Origin of the sequence: Marinomonas sargassi (assembly GCF_025716875.1) — a bacterium.
In the GTDB taxonomy this organism is placed as follows: Bacteria; Pseudomonadota; Gammaproteobacteria; order Pseudomonadales; family Marinomonadaceae; genus Marinomonas; species Marinomonas sargassi.
This window is the reverse complement of the sequence record NZ_JAOVZB010000001.1, coordinates 903,042-918,570: the sequence shown is the minus strand read 5'-3', so window position 1 is coordinate 918,570 and position 15,529 is coordinate 903,042. Positions and strand designations below refer to the sequence as shown.

Below are 15,529 nucleotides of genomic sequence, written 5' to 3'. Positions count from 1 at the left end.
GTATACGACAAAAATGTGCATATACCATGGTTATTATTTAAAGATTCAGTATCAAATTACTGTAATTCAATGCTCGCTATATGGCGACTTACAGCAATCCAAGCCCCTGTCACTCCGACAAAAGCGCTGACCAATAAGGATAAAACAATCTCATCGGCATTAAAAGTCTGCAACTGAAAACCACTTTGATATAACTCAATTAAACGCTCTGCTGGCACACTGACCCACCAACTGAGCCCTAAAATACACAAACTCGCTAAAAAGCCGCCGAGAATACCAAACCAAAAGCCCATATAAAGGAAGGGGCGGCGGATATAAGCATCCGTAGCGCCCACTAATTTCATGACTAAGACTTCATCACGTCTACTCTCTACCGCCATTCTTATGGTATTACCGACAATAAGAAATACCGCAACAACGAGCAGTACTGACAGGCCATATACAAACCTTTGACCAAAACTTAAGATATTGGCAAGGCGCTGTAACCACTGGGCATCCAGCTCAGCATGTTCCACTTCATTTTGATTTGCTAATTGATCTCTTAATGCTTGCAGCTTAGGTAAAGTATCAATTTCAACGGCACCCTTAGGAATGACACGTAATACGATTGGCAAAGGGTTCTCAGGTAAAGAAGACAAAATTTGTTCGTAACCACTCGATTGTTCAAAGTACCTAAGCCCTTCTTCCTTAGAGATATATTCTACGGAGGCGACATCATCCTGAGCTGAAATACGATGAGATAAAGCCAATGCCTGAGTATCTTCTAAGGTTGGAAACAAATATAGAGTAATGACCGATTGCTGCTCCCACTGGTCAGTCACAGATTGCACATTTTTCAGCACAACATACAAGCCACCCGGTAAAGACAAGGCAATCGCGACAACCATGACCGTCATAATACTTGCCAAAGGATAAGTCAGTAGACGTAAAAAACTCTCTGTTAATGTGGTCTGATGCAGACGTAGGTATTTGCCTAAACTAAATGACGAGCTCTTTGACCAAGAATGTTGAGTTGGCTTAACCGACTCTCTTGTCGCGCCGCGCTGATTTGGTTTTTGCGCCATTAACCAAACCCTCCATCATTGACCATGCGACCTTGGTTAAGCGTCAAAACACGATGACGCATACGTGCAACTAATGCGAGATCATGGCTGGCAATTAAGACTGTTACCCCAACTCGGTTGAACTCTTGGAACAAATTCATAATTTCAGCGGACAGTTTAGGGTCTAGGTTACCGGTCGGCTCATCCGCTAATAACAGTTGAGGTTTATTCACTACTGCTCTTGCTATACCGACTCGCTGCTGCTCACCGCCAGATAAAGCCATAGGGTTTTGCTTTTCTTTATCGAGCAAGCCCACTTTATCCAGTGCCGCCCGCACACGTTTAGCAATTTGTTGAGGGTCAGCGCCGCCGACTTGTAAAGGCAACGCGACATTATGAAAAATACTTCGGTCAAACAGAAGTTGGTGGTTTTGAAAGACCACACCCACTCTACGTCTGTGCTGAGGAATAGCCCTTCTACTTAAGGTACGTAAATCAACGCCGTCTACCAAGATTTGTCCTGATGTTTGACGCTCAATCATCATCATGAGCTTCATCAGGGTACTTTTACCCGCACCAGAATGGCCGGTAAGAAAAGCCATCTCACCTTGCTGCAAATGAAAACTCACCTGCGATAAGGCCTCTTGACCACTTTCGTACTTTTTTCCAACTCGTTGAAATTTGATATCCACGTTGATCAATGCCCTTATAAAAGAAAGGTGAAACGCCTACTTATCGATTTACTCTTCGCTACCAAACAATGCGTCAACAAACTCTTCTGCCACAAATGGACGTAAATCTTCAGCCTGTTCACCTACCCCGATATAACGTATCGGTAAGCCAAACTGTTTAGCTATAGCAAAAATAATACCGCCCTTTGCTGTACCATCCAACTTAGTTAGCGTAATACCACTGACGCCAACGGCTTCAGAGAAAAGCTGTGCTTGGCTAATTGCATTTTGGCCAGTGCCTGCATCCAATACCAGCATGACTTCATGGGGTGCATTTTCATCCACCTTTTTCATCACTCGAACAACTTTAGACAGCTCGTTCATTAGGTTAGCTTTGTTTTGCAAACGACCAGCAGTATCAGCAATAACAACATCGACACCCTTAGCTTTTGCCGACTCAATAGCATCGTATATTACCGAAGCTGAATCCGCTCCCGTATGCTGAGCCACAACAGGGACATTATTGCGCTCGCCCCATACTTGAAGCTGCTCAACCGCTGCCGCACGGAATGTATCCCCTGCTGCCAACATAACGCTCTTACCTTCTGCAAGGTACTTTTTCGCTAACTTACCGATTGTCGTTGTTTTACCTACACCATTAACGCCGACCATAAGAATCACAAAAGGGCCGTCTTGTGTTTCTGGTTTCAACTCCACTTGAGAAGGTTCAAGAATATCCGTCATATCGGATTTTAGTGTTTGTAGTAGCGTATCAGCGTCTTTTAACTCTTTGCGATTAAGCTTATCCGTTAGACCGCCCATTAAAGACTGAGTGGCCTCCATACCTACGTCAGCCATAATCAATTGAGTTTCTAATTCTTCGATTAAATCATCATCTAATTTTTTGCTGCCCAGAATGACACTGGATAAACCGTTACCTAAACCATTGCGCGTGCGGGATAAGCCAGAGGAGATGCGCTGTCGCCATGTTAAGGGAGCCTCTTCCTCAACTTCTACGGGTGCGCTTGGCTCAACCTTTTCCTTAACGACAACTTGCTCTTCTGGTTTACCTTCTTCCTCTTCGAGACTAGTTTCAGCCTCTGGGGTATTTTCTTCGGCTACTTTATCTGCGCTTTCTTTTGCTGCCTCTGCGGCTTTCTTTTCAGCAATATCGGCCTGCATTTTGGTAACAACTCGGCGACGTATAACAAACGCAATGAGCGCGAGAACAGTACCGATAAAGACAGGGACAAAGCGAGCATAGTCACCAAAGTATGGGGTGAAAAAAGCAATTATCTGATTAACAAATTCCATTAAATTGTTCTCTTTCTTTTGACGAATAGGGTAAACACCAGCGAAATGCTATGATTAGGCGCATTATCTGGAATATAGACACATAAAAAGGAATATTTTACCATCTTTCTGGCCAGCAAACAGGCCCTGTTTGATTTAAACATTTACCTCTTCGCCTTATAAGGTTATTTATGCCTGTTAGCAATAGACCGCTTTTTAGCCCTCCTGTTTTAGCCGCTGTCATGGTGTTATGCACACTCGCCATTTGGTTATTAAACTTAACAGCACCCAGCAGTAAACTACCAACGCCGAACTTAGAAACATGGCATACCACCTCAGATATTCCTGTGACTTGGGTGAAACACGCTAACTGGGAAACGGGCGACAAACTAGAGATACGCCTTGTTTTTCGCTCTGAAGAACATGACGCTAACTTAGTGCAAACCACACTTGCCATGTTGATGAGTAACTCTTTGCCTCTGAGCACGGCTTCTATCAACCAGAGACTATCTCCCCTTGCCGCGAAAGTAAGCAGTTACTACGATCACGAAAGCCAAGTAATTGGTCTGACTTTAAGTAACCAGAGCCAATATTTAAATCCGACCTTGGCATTAGTAACCAATTGGCTTAAACAACCAGACTTCAAACTCAGAACTTTCGAACAGTGGCAAAGGCAACAGCAAAATGCTCAAGCTTCTAAGCATGCATTAGTAAACACATTATTCGACACACAGCACTCTATGGAACAAGTAATCAGCCTAAAAGATATTCAGGATTACTATTACCAATTGCAAAAATCAGCGACCCACATTTACATTGTTGGTCATCTATCCGATCAGGTAAGACCCAGTGTAGAAGAAGCACTCAATCAAATAAGCCTTGGTTATCAGCTTGAAGATCATAAGAAAGCAACGCTGGATGAAATAAAAGCCAGCCATGTTACACAGCTCAACAAACAAGCGTCTTCCCAACTGTGGCAGAGTCGAAGTGCTATAGCGCTCACACCGATGACATCAGTAAAAGAGTGGATCAGCTTGCAAATTTGGGGAGCAGACTTGGTATCCACCCTGAATAGCCAAGCCGATATAGACTTTGTGCAACTTGGGCTCACCTTATCGGCTCTTCAGCCTTGGGCCGGTTGGAATATTCAATATGCCGAACAGCTGATTATAGACAGCCCTCAAAGCGCAGAAGAACAAACAGGGGCACGCTTTTCCGCTAATAGCTTTATTCACCGCGATAATATTCCATCAATTAATGACAGAGCGAGATTTGCAGATCTATTTAGCCGTTTTAAGGATCAATTAGGTCAACAAGCACAATCCTCAACATGGTGGGCGTATATGGCAACGCAAGTCGTACACGAACAAGGTTCCGTACCATTAGAAGACTTTATTGAAAGCTACAAAGAAGCTATAGATACCTTCACCATAGATGACTACCAAAACATCATAGAGCCGCTGATAAAAGCCGACTCTTATCAAGAGATTCAAACCTATCAATGAGAAAATCACAGCCACAAAAAAGCAGTAAAACCAAGCTATCTAAACTCAGAATCATTGCTGGTGAATGGCGCTCTAGACAGTTGCCTATCCCTAATGTGGAGGGTTTACGCCCCACTCCAGACCGAGTAAGAGAAACCTTATTTAACTGGATTAACCCTTATATTCCCGGTGCGAGCTGTGGAGACTTTTTTTGTGGATCAGGCGCCCTTGGCTTCGAAGCACTTTCTAGAGGTGCAAAGCACTTGACCTTTGTTGATAGCTCCAAGGTTGTGGCACGACAAATGGCGGAGAACCTCACCACCCTCAATGCAAAAAATGCTTCTGTTGTGACTCAAAATGCCGCTATTTTCTTAGGATCTACTCCATCAACACCGTTAGACATCATCTTCCTAGATCCGCCTTTCCGTAAAGGCTGGCTGGCTCAAATTATCCCCCTGTTAGAAAAAGGCTGGCTTGCCGAGCGTGCTTTTGTCTACATAGAAATGGAGAAGGAAACCAGCTTGCCAGACTTACCTGAACACTGGACATTGAGCAAAGAAAAAATAGCGGGGCAGCTGGTTTATCGTTTATTTGAAGTCGTAAGTCCTACGATAGATATTTGAGCTATACATTAAAGGCCAAAAGCCCACGGTTTTATTGGCCTATCCCTTGATGAGACTAGGTGCAAACGCTAGACTGTGTGCCATTATTAATCGGTACATTCCCTATACTATTTCATGGGAATTCGAGTTCATTTATTAGGATAATCAAACACTATGCCAGACGTCATTCCATCTGACTCTGTTGGTATTGTTAGCCCACAGGTAGCGAATTTTGAGACGCCTTTAACGCTGACTTGCGGGCAAACTTTAGCATCATATCAGCTGATTTATGAAACATATGGCACCTTAAATGCCGATGCTTCTAATGCTGTACTGATCTGTCATGCCTTAAGTGGTGACCACCATGCTGCGGGTTACCATAACGCCGAAGATAAAAAGCCCGGTTGGTGGGACTCTGCTATTGGCCCCGGAAAGCCAATCGATACCAACCACTTCTTTGTTATCTCATTAAATAACCTAGGTGGTTGTGGCGGCTCTACGGGGCCGACAAGTATTAACCTTGTCACTGGGCAAGCATGGGAATCAGACTTCCCTATCGTGACAGTTGAAGATTGGGTAGAAAGCCAAGCACGTTTAGCGGACTTCCTAGGCATACAAACTTTTGCCGCCATCGTAGGTGGTAGCCTTGGTGGCATGCAAGCCTTAGAGTGGAGTATTCGCTTTCCAGATCGTTTGAAATCAGCAGTGATTATTGCTTCTGCTCCTAAGTTATCCACACAGAACATTGCTTTCAACGAAGTGGCTCGCCAGTCTATTCGTCGCGACCCTGATTTCTTCGATGGTCGCTACCAAACAAACCGAACTGTACCAACGAATGGTTTAGGCTTAGCTCGCATGCTAGGTCATATTACCTATTTATCGAATGATGCCATGGGCGAAAAATTTGGCCGCACCATGCGCCATGAACAGTTTCAGTACAACTATGACATCGAATTCGAAGTAGAAAGTTATTTACGTTACCAAGGTGAAGCCTTTACGAAGCGCTTTGATGCCAACTCCTACATGCTCATGACCAAAGCGTTGGACTACTTTGACCCAGCGGCACAGAACAATAACGATCTGTCTGCGACACTGAAAAAAGCCAAGTGCGAGTTTTTGTTGGTCTCTTTCTCGACCGACTGGCGCTTCTCACCTGAGCGAAGTGAAGAAATTGTTAATGCTTTGATCAAAGCAGGGAAACAGGTGTCCTATGCGAAAATTGAAGCATCGGAAGGCCATGATGCCTTCTTAATTCCAATTCCTCGTTATATGTCCGTGTTAAAAACCTTCTTAACCCGAGTGTCGAATAGTCTATCAAGGGAGGAAAGCTAATGCGTTCCGATTTAGAAATCATTGAAGACTGGATTCAACCCAATAGCCGTATACTCGACCTAGCCTGTGGGCCGGGGGAGCTGTTCCACCATTTGATGATCAACAAAAACATCAGCGGCTATGGTTTAGAGATCAATGCGGACGACTTGAACACCTGTATCGAAAAAGGTATTCCTGTTTTAGAGCAGAATATCGATGAAGGCTTGTTGAACTTTGAAGATCAAACCTTTGACCTCGTACTCATGGCTCACGCCTTGCAACAGTTCCGTCGTCCAGATCTTTTGATTGATGAAATGCTGCGTATTGGCAAAGAGTGCATTATCACTTTTCCAAACTTTGGCCATTGGCGTAACCGTCTACATTTAGGCTTAAAAGGTCGTATGCCAGTGTCTGAGTACCTACCTTACAACTGGTATGACACGCCAAACATTCACTTTTTTACTTTTCAAGATTTTGAGCGTTTGTGCCGTGAAAAGAACATTAAAGTGTTACGTTGGGCAGCCATTGATGGCCAATACAAAAACCATTGGTGGATTCGTAGCATGCCAAACCTATTCAGTGAAACGGCTATTTTTCATATCACTCGATAGTCTACTTACTGTCAGATAAAAGCCCTCTGCCGAAAACTTAAGGAATACCCGATGACAAAAACCATCGTCTTAGCCAGCAACAACGCTGGAAAAATAAAAGAGTTCAATAGTCTACTCGGTGAAATGCAAATTGACGTGAAGCCACAAAGTGCGTTTAACGTCGAAGAGGCAGAAGAAACAGGCCTTACCTTCATTGAAAACGCCATCCTAAAAGCCCGTAATGCCTGCGCTCAAACAGGATTACCAGCTCTGGCCGACGACTCAGGTATTGAGGTCGATTTCTTAAAAGGCGCTCCAGGTATTTACTCCGCCCGCTTTGCTGGGGAACACGGTAATAACCAAGCCAACAATGACCTCTTACTAGAAAAAATGGCGGGGGTTCCTGTAGAAGAAAGAAGCGCGCGCTTCCATTGTGTTTTAGCTTATATGCGCCACAAGGATGATCCAACGCCGTTGGTTTTTCACGGTGTTTGGGAAGGCCGTATTCTTGAGTCTGCGGAAGGACAAGAAGGCTTTGGTTACGATCCTGTATTCTATGTACCCGATCAAGGTTGTAGCGCTGCAAGCTTATCGAAAGAAGTAAAAAACACCATTAGCCACAGGGCAAAAGCACTACAACAAATGACAGCGGCTTTCCAAAAAGGCGTTGAACTTTGAGCCTACAATTACCACCGCTAAGCTTATATATTCATCTACCTTGGTGTGTAAAAAAATGCCCTTATTGTGACTTCAATTCCCATCAAGCAGATCGCTTTACCCATAACGATAAATTGCCTGAAGAAGCCTATTTAAAGCAATTGCTAGCAGACCTTGATGCTGACCTAGACTATGTCGCAGGTCGCCCTATTCAAACTGCCTTTATCGGTGGTGGCACGCCTAGTTTAATGAGTGAAGATTTCTACTATAAGCTGATGGATGCATTAAGGGAAAAGCTCACTTGGGTTGATAATACTGAAATCACCATGGAAGCGAATCCGGGAACGTTCGAACAAGAAAAATTTCGCCATTTTCGCCAAGCTGGCATCAATCGTTTATCCATTGGCATACAAAGTTTCCAGCCAAACCTGTTGAAAACCCTAGGAAGAATCCACAACCGGGAGGAAGCCATTCATGCTGTGGATAAGTCTCGCGCAGCTGGCTTTGATAATATCAACCTAGATTTGATGCATGGATTACCAGAACAAAGCCGTGATATGGCCATGGAAGACTTATCTCTTGCCATTAAACTAAACCCTGAGCACTTATCTTGGTATCAGTTAACCATAGAGCCAAACACAGAGTTTTTCCGCCGCCCGCCCACGCTACCTGAAGATAACACCTTGTGGGAAATTCAGGATGCAGGCCAAGAGTTGTTAGCCGAAAACGGTTACCTACAGTATGAGGTGTCAGCCAACTCAAAGATAAGCAAGAGAGCGTCCCACAACCTCAATTATTGGCGTTTTGGGGACTACATAGGCATAGGCGCGGGTGCCCATGGAAAAATCACTCTGCCTGATGGGCAAATCTTCCGTACCCGAAAAACCCGCCACCCTAACCATTACTTAAATAACCTAGCCGAAGCATTAGTAATTAAAGAGCCCATTGCGCAAGAAGACATGCCCCTTGAGTTCATGATGAATCGGTTAAGACTGTTTGAATCTTTTGATCTGTTAGATTACGAGAGATTCGCTTACCAAAAGCTGCCAATTCCTTTAATTAAAGCCTGTGAAATAGCCATCAAGAAAGGTTTGTTAGATGCCGAGGAATGGAAGAAAAAGCGTGTCAAAACAACACGTAAAGGTAAGCTGTTTTTAAATGAGCTATTGGAGCTGTTTTTAGCCTAACGACTTTCTCAAACGCTACTTTATCAGCCACCATGACGCCTTCTCTTATCTGAACTAGAGAAGGCTTCAAAGTGCGATTATCTGGTTTGGCTAGATCTTAATTAGCCAATTGGGCATAACAAGCTTGATAAGCAGGCAAGGTTAATCTCCCTTCTTCAATACTTGATACAAAACCATGACCTTCCAATATTTGTTCTATTTCAAAAGGCAATTCTGTTTGCTGCGCTTCACTTGTCATGTTCAACACCACCAGCATTTTCTGCCCTTGGTACTCGCGAACAAAGGCCATTAACTCATCATTATTGAGTGTTACTTGTGACAACTCACCATTCACTAAAATAGCTTGCTGCTGGCGCCACTTTATAAACTGACGAACCTTATGGAGCAGTGCGTTTGGATTGGCTTCCTGCTGGGCAACACTTAATGGTAAATGTGCTTTATCTACTGGCAGCCAAGGCTCAATAGTGGAAAACCCACCGAGTGGAGAGTCATCCCATACCATAGGGGTACGACAGCCATCACGCCCCTTAAAGACAGGCCATAGCGGAATGCCATAGGGGTCTTGAAGGCGCTCAAAAGGCACATCCGCTTCGGGTAACCCTAACTCTTCTCCTTGGTATAAGCAGACACTACCACGCAGAGAAAGAATTAATGCTAGGGCGATAAGTGGGTAGGCTTCACCATCCTTGCCCTCTCCCCAGCGAGTTCTAGAACGCACCACATCATGATTAGATAACGCCCAGCATGGCCAGCCATCACCCACAATATCCTGCATGTTTTGCAGTACGTTTCGAATATATTCAACAGAGTTCGGTTTATTGAGCAGGTCAAAAGTGTAGGCCATATGGAGCTTATCATTCCCTGACGTGTACTCAGCCATACGCTCTAATGGAAAATCATCACCAATTTCTCCCACCGTAGTACTACCCGGGAACTCGTCCATCAAGGCACGCAATTCCTTTAAAAAGGCTAGGTTTTCTGGTCGGCTTAAGTCGTAAACATGGCGCTGGTAGCTGTATGGGTTGTCATGGGATACGCCCATTGTTTTAGGCTCACCAGCCAATACTGGCGGGTTATCTTCTAGACCTTCACTATGGAAATAGAAGTTCACCGTATCTAATCGAAAACCATCCACCCCCAGCTCTAACCAGAAACGCATATTATCTAAATGTACTTGTCGCACTTCAGAGTTATGGAAATTAAAGTCAGGCTGGGATTCAAGAAAGTTATGCAGGTAATATTGCAGACGACGACTATCCCATTTCCAAGCACTGCCGCCAAAAATAGACAGCCAATTATTTGGAGGCGAACCGTCTGGTTTAGGATCAGCCCAAACGTACCAATCCGCTTTGGGGTTCACTTTATCCTGACGACTTTCTTCAAACCAAGGGTGCGCATCCGCAGAGTGACTAATCACTTGATCTATCATCACCTTAAGGCCAAGCTCATGGGAGCGGTCAATCAGTCGTTTAAAATCCTCTAACGACCCAAACATGGGGTCGATATCACGATAGTTTGATACATCGTAACCAAAGTCTTTCATGGGGGAGGTGAAGATTGGCGAAAGCCAAATGGCATCTACCCCTAGGGAAGCAACATAATCCAGTTTGGTTGTGATACCAGCAAGGTCACCAATACCGTCACCATTATTATCCATAAAACTACGAGGGTAGATTTGGTAAATCACCCCACCTTTCCACCAATTTAAGTTGGTATCCATTTATGTTTCTCCATAGGGATATGCAAATTTTTCACTAATCACAATTTACCCCATATTTATGGGTTGGGTATATAAGCACCCATTAGATAAAGGCATAAAAAAAGCGTGGAAAACCACGCTTTTTAAAAATTTGAGCTTAAGCCGTCGGTGCTTAAAAACGCTCTAACTGGGCATTAGCTTCTTCAATAGAAGGCAAAGAAGGGTAAGCGCCTAACTTGGTAACCGAGTCTGCACCACAAGCTGCTGCAAAACGCACAACATCAATCAACTCTGCTTGTGAAAGCGACGCTAAAGCAGCACGTTCTCCACCTTGCTCAGCCAGCTTATAGAGCAATCCACCAACAAAGGCATCACCTGCTGCTGTGGTATCTTTTACTTCTACTTTTGGCGTTAGCACTGTCGTCTCACCATGAGCACTTGTGTAGAAACGAATCGATTCAGCCCCATCAGTCAGGACGAACAAGGAAACCCCGTCTGCTAGCATTTGATCAATCAGCTCAAAAGGCTTTTCTGCTAGTACGGCTAATTCTTCTAGGCTGGCTTTGATAACATCGCCAGACTTCATCCAATCAATGATTCGCTGTGTGTCTAGCTGCTCATTTGGCCATAAGTTAGTACGTAAATTAACATCGATACTAACAATCCAGCCTGCAGCTCGTGCCATCTCAATTCCAGCAAGGGTTGCTTTGGTAATATTGGCATCCGTTAGTGTGTTAGAACAGGTGTGAAAAACACCTTGTGAGCCTGTGAACCAAGCCGCATCAAAGTCGGACTCACGGAACAGCATATCGGCAGAAGGATTACGGTAGAACTCAAAGCTGCGCTCGCCCGTTTCATCTAGACTAACAAAAGCCAAAGCTGTCTTAGCTTCTTTGGTCATCAACATACTGGCGGTGTTAACGCCATACTCATTTAGAGAGTCTTTTAAAAAGTGACCAAAGGCGTCATCACCCACTTGACCAATAAAGTGACTATTGCCACCTAAGCGCGCTACGGCTACTGCCACGTTGGCTGGAGCACCACCGGGGAACTTGGTAAAAGACTCAAGCTCGCCAGCTTGTGTTGCGCCATTGGAAAGGAAATCAATTAACGCTTCACCGAACGCCATTACTTTTGTTGTCATTGTTGTCTTCTCGATAAATGTTCTAGGTATACATGAGATTAGTATAAAAATTATGCAGGGCAAAAGATATTAAATCAATCTAATTTATTTAATATCTTTTTAAAGATTACAAATATCGGCAATTGGTAGATTGAGCCTTTCTTGCTAGACTCGATTTCCATCTCCAAAAAGAACAAAAACTATCGAGAATAAGCATGACAAAAGCCAAGCATATATACGTGGTAGATGATGATAATGACATCCGATCATTGCTAAAAACCTATCTGGAAAAGCACCAGTTCATCGTGCATACAGCAGAATCTGGCGAAGCTTTTTTGGCGGACTTTAATAGTCAGACTAATATCGATCTTGTTATTCTAGATATTATGTTGCCGGGACAAGATGGCTTTTCAGTCTGTCGGTCACTACGCACCCAGTCTCAGGTGCCTGTGATCATGCTAACGGCCAATTCTGACGATATGGATCGCATCGTCGGTTTGGAAATTGGTGCTGATGACTACCTATCCAAGCCTTTTAACCCACGCGAGTTATTAGCACGTATCAAGGCCATTTTACGACGCATGGAACAGATTGATGCGGCAAGCCCAGTGCCTGATTCCCGCTACTACCACTTTTCTCAATTCACTTTAGATACCTTATCCCGAGAACTGCGAAGCGCTTCCGGAAAAGAAGCCCTGTCTGGTGCGGATTACAATTTACTCATGCTATTTCTCAAGCACCCAGGGGAAGTGTTAAGCCGTGATCATATTGCTGATAATACTCGCGGCCGTGACAGCGCCCCGCTAGACCGTTTTATTGATGTACACATTAGTCGCCTTCGACAACGCCTTAAAGAAGATGCTCGCCACCCTCAGCTTATTAAAACCGTACGAGGACAAGGTTATATATTAACGGCTAGTGTCGAGGCAGAAGACCATGTTGACTGAACCGAAAAGAAAGCGCCTTTTTAAACCTTGGTTCAGCTCCCTCACTCGGCAAATACTTATCATCATGGCGATTGGTGTGGCCAGTGCCCAGCTCATCAGCTCTACCATATGGGTGCGACAGCTAGCGTCAGATACTGAGATTCATGTGCGAGAAGTATCACAACACATGGCCTTCAGGATCGCTGCAACCATTAGTTACTTTCAATCTCTGCCCACCAATTATCGCCATATTGTGATTGATCAATTACGCGATATGGGTGGCACACGATTTTTTGTCACCTTAAATAAAGAAGAGATCGTCATTAAGGATATCCCTGACACCCACCTTAAAAGCATTGTGAAGAAGGAAGTACGAACCACCTTAGAAAACCAGCTAAGAATTCACAATGCCAATATCCGCTTTTCTAACCCCAGCGATCTCCACGTTATCAACAACCAGACTAAACTAACCGATTTACCAGAAAGGTGGGGGCACCATAGTCTATTGGTCAAACCTCTCACCACGCCTATTATCGTGATTCAAATTCCCATCAATGAAGACGAATGGCTTTACCTTGCCAGCCTAATGCCAGACCCCAATTTTTTAGAAGACACCACACCATTAAGCGGTGAGAGGCTTTTCTCCATGGCAATCTCTATCATCACTGTATTACTACTGAGTTTGCTTATTTTAAGGCGAGTCACTCGCCCTCTCGCTAGCCTCGCCCATGCCGCCGAACAATTTGGTCAAGGCAATCTACAAACCATTCCAGAAACAGGCAGCAGTGAAGTACAAAAAACAGCGAAAGCCTTTAACGATATGCAGAACCGAATTCAACGCTACTTGAACGACAGGGAGAAGTTGTTTTCCTCCATATCGCATGACTTAAAAACTCCTCTTACTCGACTGCATTTGCGGGCTGAAATGCTTGATGATGACGAAGTAAGAGAGGCCATTATTCGAGACCTAGATGATTTAGACATGTTGGTAAAAGGTGCCTTACAGAGCGTAAAAGACACAGATATTCATGAAAATAGAGTCGAAGTGAATATATCTAGAATGCTAGATGATATGCAGTCGAGCCTAAATATCCAGAGTAAAAAACTCACCGTAGTAGGTGAGCTGACCCATCCCTATATTGGCAAGCCCCTAGCCATAAAACGCTGCCTCGGTAACCTCATTGATAATGCCTTGTATTATGGAAAAACAGCCACCGTATATATCGAAGACCATGAAGAAGGGCTCACCATTAGAGTATGTGACCAAGGTCCGGGAATACCCAAAGATAAGATGGACAAAGTATTCCAACCCTATACGCGACTGATACCAGACCACGCAGGACACCCGGGGGGCATGGGGTTAGGGCTTAGTATTGCCCGCAATATTGCCCGCGCTCAAGGTGGAGAAGTCACTCTAAGTAACGTTGATAACGTGGGTCTAGAGGCGAAAGTGTGGCTACCGCGCCATTAATACAAAGTCGTTTTAGAGTGGCCTAAGAAAGCAAAAAGGCTTTGCAAGACTAAGTTACAATAGGTTGCTCTACTTTACCCCTGCACAAGGCGTCATTTGCTAACGTTTAACACTCGAAACAAGCAAACATAAAAGGTTTACTTGTTCGAACAAAAAAACACAGAGACCAAATACCCCTTCTATTTGGTCACTCAAATAAAAATAACAAAGGTTAGCATCATGAAAAAAATCGCTCTTGGTTTAACCACGGTAGCCCTATCTCTATCTGCAGCAATCAGCCACGCAGGTGATGTAGAAGTATTACATTACTGGACATCTGGCGGTGAAGCCGCTTCCGTCGAAGTACTCAAACAAGAAATGGTCAGCGCAGGACACAATTGGAGAGATTTTGCTGTTGCAGGTGGCGGCGGTGAGTCGGCCATGACAGTTCTAAAATCACGCGCGATTGCAGGCAACCCTCCAACAGCCGCTCAAATCAAAGGACCAACCATCCAAGAATGGGGCGATCTAGGTTTTTTAAGTAACCTCGACAGCGTAGCAAAAGCCGGAAATTGGGATAGTCTACTGCCTGATGTTGTCAGCAATGCAATGAAATACGAAGGCCATTATGTTGCCGCGCCAGTAAACGTACACCGTGTTAACTGGATGTGGGCAAACCCTGAAGTATTCAAGAAAGCAGGGGCTAGCATCCCAACCACTTGGGAACAATTTATTGTTGAAGCTAAGAAAATCAAAGCCGCTGGTTTCACACCACTCGCACACGGCGGTCAAGCTTGGCAAGATGCAACATTATTTGAATCTATCGCCATGGCGCAAGGTAGCAAGTTCTACAACGACGCTTTCGTAGAGCTATCAGAACAAACACTACGTAGTGATGAGATGATTAGTGTATTTGATACTTTCAAACAATTGCGTGATCTTGTTGACCCTGGTTTCTCAGGCAGAGACTGGAACATAGCTACCTCTATGGTCATCAATGGCGATGCTGCTATTCAGATTATGGGGGACTGGGCGAAAGGTGAGTTCACTGCCGCAGGCAAACAGCCAGGCATAGATTACGTATGTTACCCAGCTCCGGGTACCAGCGGTTCTTTCTCTTTCAACATAGATTTCTTAGCTATGTTCAACGTGAAAGAAGCTGGACAACAAGCTGCTCAGCAAGACCTAGCTCGCTTGATTCTAGAACCTAAGTTCCAAGAAACCTTTAACCTAAACAAAGGTTCAATTCCTGCTCGTTTAAACATGCCTCGTGACCAGTTTGATAGCTGTGCTCATTCTTCAATGGATGCCTTCTTAGCAAGCTCTTCTACGGGTGATCTAGTGCCAAGTATGGCCCACGGCATGGCCGCTAACTCTATGGTTCAAGGTGCTATCTACGATGTTGTTACCAACTTCTTCAATAGCCCATCTATGACCTCTCAAGAAGCAGTAGACAAGCTAGCACGCGCAATTAAAGCAAGCATGTAATCAAC

General features: G+C 44.4%; 14 protein-coding genes. 9 read left to right on the top strand and 5 right to left on the bottom strand.

Annotation, left to right across the window (positions count from 1 at the left end):
• Window positions 1-56: 56 nt before the first annotated feature.
• Genes ftsX through ftsY form a run of 3 tightly spaced genes read right to left on the bottom strand, consistent with a single transcriptional unit; the run spans window position 57 to window position 3,028 of the window.
• Window positions 57-1,064 (bottom strand): permease-like cell division protein FtsX, encoded by a 1,008-nt coding sequence (gene ftsX, locus OFY17_RS04390; RefSeq protein WP_263529487.1) that lies wholly within the window; start codon window positions 1,062-1,064, stop codon window positions 57-59.
• Window positions 1,064-1,735: a cell division ATP-binding protein FtsE gene (gene ftsE, locus OFY17_RS04385; protein ID WP_263529486.1), complete on the bottom strand. Its 672-nt coding sequence runs from the start codon at window positions 1,733-1,735 to the stop codon at window positions 1,064-1,066. The genes ftsX and ftsE overlap by 1 nt, the downstream gene beginning before the upstream one ends.
• 48 nt (window positions 1,736-1,783) lie before the next feature.
• Complete coding sequence (ftsY, locus tag OFY17_RS04380; protein WP_263529485.1) at window positions 1,784-3,028, bottom strand: signal recognition particle-docking protein FtsY; 1,245 nt, start codon at window positions 3,026-3,028, stop codon at window positions 1,784-1,786.
• Window positions 3,029-3,198: 170 nt separating this feature from the next.
• Here ftsY and OFY17_RS04375 point away from each other — a divergent pair, with 170 nt between their 5' ends.
• From OFY17_RS04375 to hemW, 6 genes are all read left to right on the top strand, one after another.
• Window positions 3,199-4,512 (top strand): insulinase family protein, encoded by a 1,314-nt coding sequence (locus OFY17_RS04375; RefSeq protein ID WP_263529484.1) that lies wholly within the window; start codon window positions 3,199-3,201, stop codon window positions 4,510-4,512.
• Window positions 4,509-5,114, top strand: a complete 606-nt coding sequence (gene rsmD, locus OFY17_RS04370; protein ID WP_263529483.1) for a 16S rRNA (guanine(966)-N(2))-methyltransferase RsmD — start codon at window positions 4,509-4,511, stop codon at window positions 5,112-5,114. Before OFY17_RS04375 ends, rsmD begins: the two co-directional genes overlap by 4 nt.
• A gap of 153 nt (window positions 5,115-5,267) precedes the next feature.
• Complete coding sequence (gene metX, locus OFY17_RS04365) at window positions 5,268-6,425, top strand: homoserine O-succinyltransferase MetX (RefSeq protein ID WP_263529482.1); 1,158 nt, start codon at window positions 5,268-5,270, stop codon at window positions 6,423-6,425.
• A complete protein-coding gene (gene metW / locus OFY17_RS04360; RefSeq protein ID WP_263529481.1) occupies window positions 6,425-7,015 on the top strand; it encodes a methionine biosynthesis protein MetW in 591 nt (196 codons plus the stop codon). The genes metX and metW overlap by 1 nt, the downstream gene beginning before the upstream one ends.
• A 51-nt stretch (window positions 7,016-7,066) precedes the next feature.
• Window positions 7,067-7,672 (top strand): XTP/dITP diphosphatase, encoded by a 606-nt coding sequence (locus OFY17_RS04355; RefSeq protein WP_263529480.1) that lies wholly within the window; start codon window positions 7,067-7,069, stop codon window positions 7,670-7,672.
• A complete protein-coding gene (gene hemW / locus OFY17_RS04350; RefSeq protein WP_263529479.1) occupies window positions 7,669-8,838 on the top strand; it encodes a radical SAM family heme chaperone HemW in 1,170 nt (389 codons plus the stop codon). Before OFY17_RS04355 ends, hemW begins: the two co-directional genes overlap by 4 nt.
• Window positions 8,839-8,935: 97 nt before the next feature.
• Here the strand turns inward: hemW and OFY17_RS04345 are convergent, their stop codons facing one another.
• On the bottom strand, window positions 8,936-10,558 hold the full coding sequence (locus tag OFY17_RS04345; RefSeq protein ID WP_263529478.1) for an alpha-glucosidase family protein: 1,623 nt from the start codon (window positions 10,556-10,558) through the stop codon (window positions 8,936-8,938).
• A gap of 151 nt (window positions 10,559-10,709) precedes the next feature.
• Entirely contained in the window at window positions 10,710-11,681 is a 972-nt protein-coding gene (locus OFY17_RS04340; protein WP_263529477.1) for a carbohydrate kinase family protein, read from the bottom strand.
• Between the two features lie 194 nt (window positions 11,682-11,875).
• Here OFY17_RS04340 and OFY17_RS04335 point away from each other — a divergent pair, with 194 nt between their 5' ends.
• The 3 genes from OFY17_RS04335 to OFY17_RS04325 all read left to right on the top strand — a co-directional run bounded on the left by OFY17_RS04335 (window position 11,876) and on the right by OFY17_RS04325 (window position 15,524).
• A complete protein-coding gene (locus OFY17_RS04335) occupies window positions 11,876-12,607 on the top strand; it encodes a response regulator (protein WP_263529476.1) in 732 nt (243 codons plus the stop codon).
• Complete coding sequence (locus OFY17_RS04330; RefSeq protein ID WP_263529475.1) at window positions 12,597-14,057, top strand: ATP-binding protein; 1,461 nt, start codon at window positions 12,597-12,599, stop codon at window positions 14,055-14,057. The genes OFY17_RS04335 and OFY17_RS04330 overlap by 11 nt, the downstream gene beginning before the upstream one ends.
• A 219-nt stretch (window positions 14,058-14,276) precedes the next feature.
• Window positions 14,277-15,524, top strand: a complete 1,248-nt coding sequence (locus OFY17_RS04325) for an ABC transporter substrate-binding protein (protein WP_263529474.1) — start codon at window positions 14,277-14,279, stop codon at window positions 15,522-15,524.
• Window positions 15,525-15,529 lie beyond the last annotated feature (5 nt).